The 3,029-nt window shown below is 30.5% G+C and carries 4 protein-coding genes; 1 reads left to right on the top strand and 3 read right to left on the bottom strand.

What is annotated here, in order from left to right:
- Positions 1–80: 80 nt before the first annotated feature.
- Positions 81–923, top strand: coding sequence for a coiled-coil domain-containing protein (locus KVT34_RS32120; RefSeq protein WP_249276729.1), 843 nt, complete (start codon positions 81–83; stop codon positions 921–923).
- A gap of 492 nt (positions 924–1,415) precedes the next feature.
- On the opposite strand, the gene KVT34_RS29230 is transcribed toward KVT34_RS32120, so the two are convergent.
- The 3 genes from KVT34_RS29230 to KVT34_RS29220 all read right to left on the bottom strand — a co-directional run bounded on the left by KVT34_RS29230 (position 1,416) and on the right by KVT34_RS29220 (position 2,984).
- Positions 1,416–2,018, bottom strand: a complete 603-nt coding sequence (locus tag KVT34_RS29230) for a hypothetical protein (protein WP_088098283.1) — start codon at positions 2,016–2,018, stop codon at positions 1,416–1,418.
- Positions 2,019–2,346: 328 nt separating this feature from the next.
- Positions 2,347–2,640, bottom strand: coding sequence for a hypothetical protein (locus KVT34_RS29225; protein ID WP_088098282.1), 294 nt, complete (start codon positions 2,638–2,640; stop codon positions 2,347–2,349).
- 89 nt (positions 2,641–2,729) lie between these two features.
- The gene (locus tag KVT34_RS29220) at positions 2,730–2,984 is read right to left on the bottom strand and encodes a hypothetical protein (RefSeq protein WP_217563188.1); all 255 of its coding nucleotides are present in this window, start codon (positions 2,982–2,984) and stop codon (positions 2,730–2,732) included.
- Positions 2,985–3,029: the final 45 nt, after the last annotated feature.

Genomic DNA, 3,029 nt, shown 5'->3' with positions numbered 1-3,029 from the left:
ACAAGGCTCAAATCTGTTTTTTTAGTGTCGCACTTAATCATACAATCCGTCATGAATTCATACACAAAGGGGATTAAACAATGAAACTGACTTTGTTTACAATATCTAACGAAAAAATTAACGAACAATTAACAAAGGTTAACGAACAATTGAGCAAGTTACAAACGAAAGTTGATTCCTTAGAAACTGTAAAAGACGTTCAAGATAAGATTATCTCTGCTAAAGACAGTCAAATAACTTTCTTGCAAGGAGAGGTTTCTACAATAATTACCTGGGGATCTATAGCAGTCGCAATTATCATAGCTTTGGCAACTGTTGCTTACTCTTATATAAAATCTTTAGAAGAAAAAGCCAAAGACAAAATTGAAGAAGCCGAAAATACATTGCAAACAGCTACCCAACAGTTAGCACAAATTGAAATTGCGAGACAAGAAACTGAAACTAACTTAACTGAATCGGATAAAAAAATAGAACAATTGAACTCATTAATTGATGAATCCAATAATATAGCAACTTTCGCACAAGAGAAACTAGATACATTAGAAACTAAACAACAAGAGCTTAACGATTTAGCAGCGACCATAATGACAAATCAAAAATACGATATGTCATTTAGACAAGTTGGGATTGCACTTGATTTATCTAAAGATGCTATTGATTCTATTTATGAACAAATAAAATCACCTATGTCCCTAAAAACACCTACAGAACACCTGAAGAAATTAGCCGAATTGAATGAGGAATATAATTATATAGCACCAAAATATAAAGAAATAATATTTGATTTTAATACTGACGTAATAAGTGGTAAAAAATACGATCTAGAATATGTCATTAAGGGCCTAGAATATTTAGCACCTAAATGCTCAGACTTGCGTTACGAATGTGAAAAGCTCAAGAGAAGATTCAATAAATATGAATAGAATATAAATTTTAAAAAATCTTCCCTTTAGATGTCTAAAGGGAAGGTTTTTTACCTTGTACATTATTACTCTTTAAAGCGCAATCATCTTCTATTTTGTATCCATTCTAAAATCACTAAAATACCTGCAAGAATAAGTATTCCTATTCCAAACGGGCCTATTGTCTTAATAACTGGTTGTGATAAACCGTTTATACAACTCGAAGTGATCAATCACAATAATGAATATCATTATAAAAAATACAATTTATGAAATAATAGACACATATTTCATAAATAACATCCTTATATTCTAATAAAGTCAAATATTAATATTTGACTTTATTACTAATCTATTTTTTTCGTGTTGTAAACATTAAAATCAACCAAATAATAATTATTAATCCCGCAATACTAAATGCTACTGGACTATTTAAACTTAGTAAATAGTCCACACCAAAATAGAAAATTGCGCAAATAAAAATACCTAACACGATAATAAACTTTTCGTTCATTAGAATACCAATAGCATTACGGTTTTAGCTAACATTCTTGATAAAGTTTTATTTCCTGTCACTCTCAAGAACCCTTCATAAATACCGTCTTCAAGTACTCCTGTATAATGCTCTAAAGTATGAAAGAACTTAGTTGTTGAAGCGCCACCTAATACTCCTTTAACTTTATCAGGAAGTTTGTGCCAAGCTTTTTTTATTGCTGCTACAGCCCATGTAAATTTACCATATCCAGGTGACTCTAATTGTTCGCGATCTTCAATAGCCTCTAATAATTGAATTGTTTCTTCTTTATTTAATTCGAAATATTCAACGATTTGTTGAATGTCAGATGGTGCTGTATAACGATCTGGCAAATCATATTGCTTTAAATCGATACCATGAATATCATAATCATCTAAATTAACTAAATCTAACCCTAATCCTTCAAACGGGTTAAGAATCATAGATGCTTGTTGTACGCTTTGTTCAGCTTCTTGTTGCTGTTGTAATAATTCATCGTATTTCTTTCCTTCAACTGCAGCACTAGCAGAAGTTGCAATTGTACCTGATAAGATAGTTGCTGCTACTGCAAATGCAGTACCCTTAATAAACTTTTTCTTCATAATAAATTCCTCCTACGACATAACGTTTTTTCTATTTTTTTACCCTACACCCAAATATTAAAATGAATGGAATTTTAATACAAGACTGGTTGTCTATACATTTTTTTTGGTATAATTAACCTGTTAATAAATGTAAACTTCACAAAGTGTACCATTAGGAATTATCAGAATTTTATCCTTTTATTGGAATATGAAATTATAATTTTCAAGTCGGAGGAAGGCACCTTAGGGTGTCTTTTCTATCCTTGTTTCCCCTATCAAGTGGAAGGAACCAAACAAGCACCCTGATAGGGTGCTTGTTAATCTATTTAATTTTTAATTAGATTAATTAGTGTGTATATAGTTTTTCTATTTTTTTACGGTTTATTAATATACATGATGCAGTAGCAACAGCTATAACAATAGCTATTAATGCTACATTTTGTTGAATAATAAAAAATGAAATGATATTGGTAGCAATTACAATTAAAATTTCAAGAAGTCTCTCTTTAAAATCTAACTTCCTCATAAAATAATACTGTATGACTAAAAGTGCATTTTCGATAAATAGCATAATAAATGTTTCGAGTAAGGCTGTTCCATAAAAATAAACATATGTATACATACCGCCAAACAAAAACATAAAGCCAAAAATCCCTAAGTTGCTTATTACATTTAATATGTTTTTACTTTTTTCTCGAAACCCACGTATTATCATCTCCAATTCAAATATTAGTGTCTTGCAACACTTGCAGTAATATATGGAATTACTCCATCTAATCCTATTTCAACATTAACACCTTTATCAGCAGCATATGCTCTTATAATAGTTTGGCAAATAGAAGCGAATTTAGGAAGTCCTAGCGCACCTAAAACAACCATAATAGCTCCACCTACAGGTGAACCAGTAATAAATGATAATCCAACAAAGCAAGCGTATAATGCATATGGACCTGCCATAGCTGCTTCAACTAATATCATTTTCATTTCTGTATTTGTAAACGTCATTTATAAATAGATGTGATTGATTTG

The organism is Paenibacillus sp. GbtcB18 (assembly GCF_019091125.1).
Taxonomy (GTDB): Bacteria; Bacillota; Bacilli; order Paenibacillales; family NBRC-103111; genus Paenibacillus_F; species Paenibacillus_F chitinolyticus.
This window is presented reverse-complemented; position numbering and strand designations above follow the sequence as displayed.

Coding starts and splice junctions, on each gene's coding strand:
- KVT34_RS29220 (WP_217563188.1), bottom strand. CDS start 2,984: ATGAAAATGATATTAGTTGAAGCAGCTATGGCAGGTCCATATGCATTA.
- KVT34_RS29230 (WP_088098283.1), bottom strand. CDS start 2,018: ATGAAGAAAAAGTTTATTAAGGGTACTGCATTTGCAGTAGCAGCAACT.
- KVT34_RS32120 (WP_249276729.1), top strand. CDS start 81: ATGAAACTGACTTTGTTTACAATATCTAACGAAAAAATTAACGAACAA.
- KVT34_RS29225 (WP_088098282.1), bottom strand. CDS start 2,640: ATGTTTTTGTTTGGCGGTATGTATACATATGTTTATTTTTATGGAACA.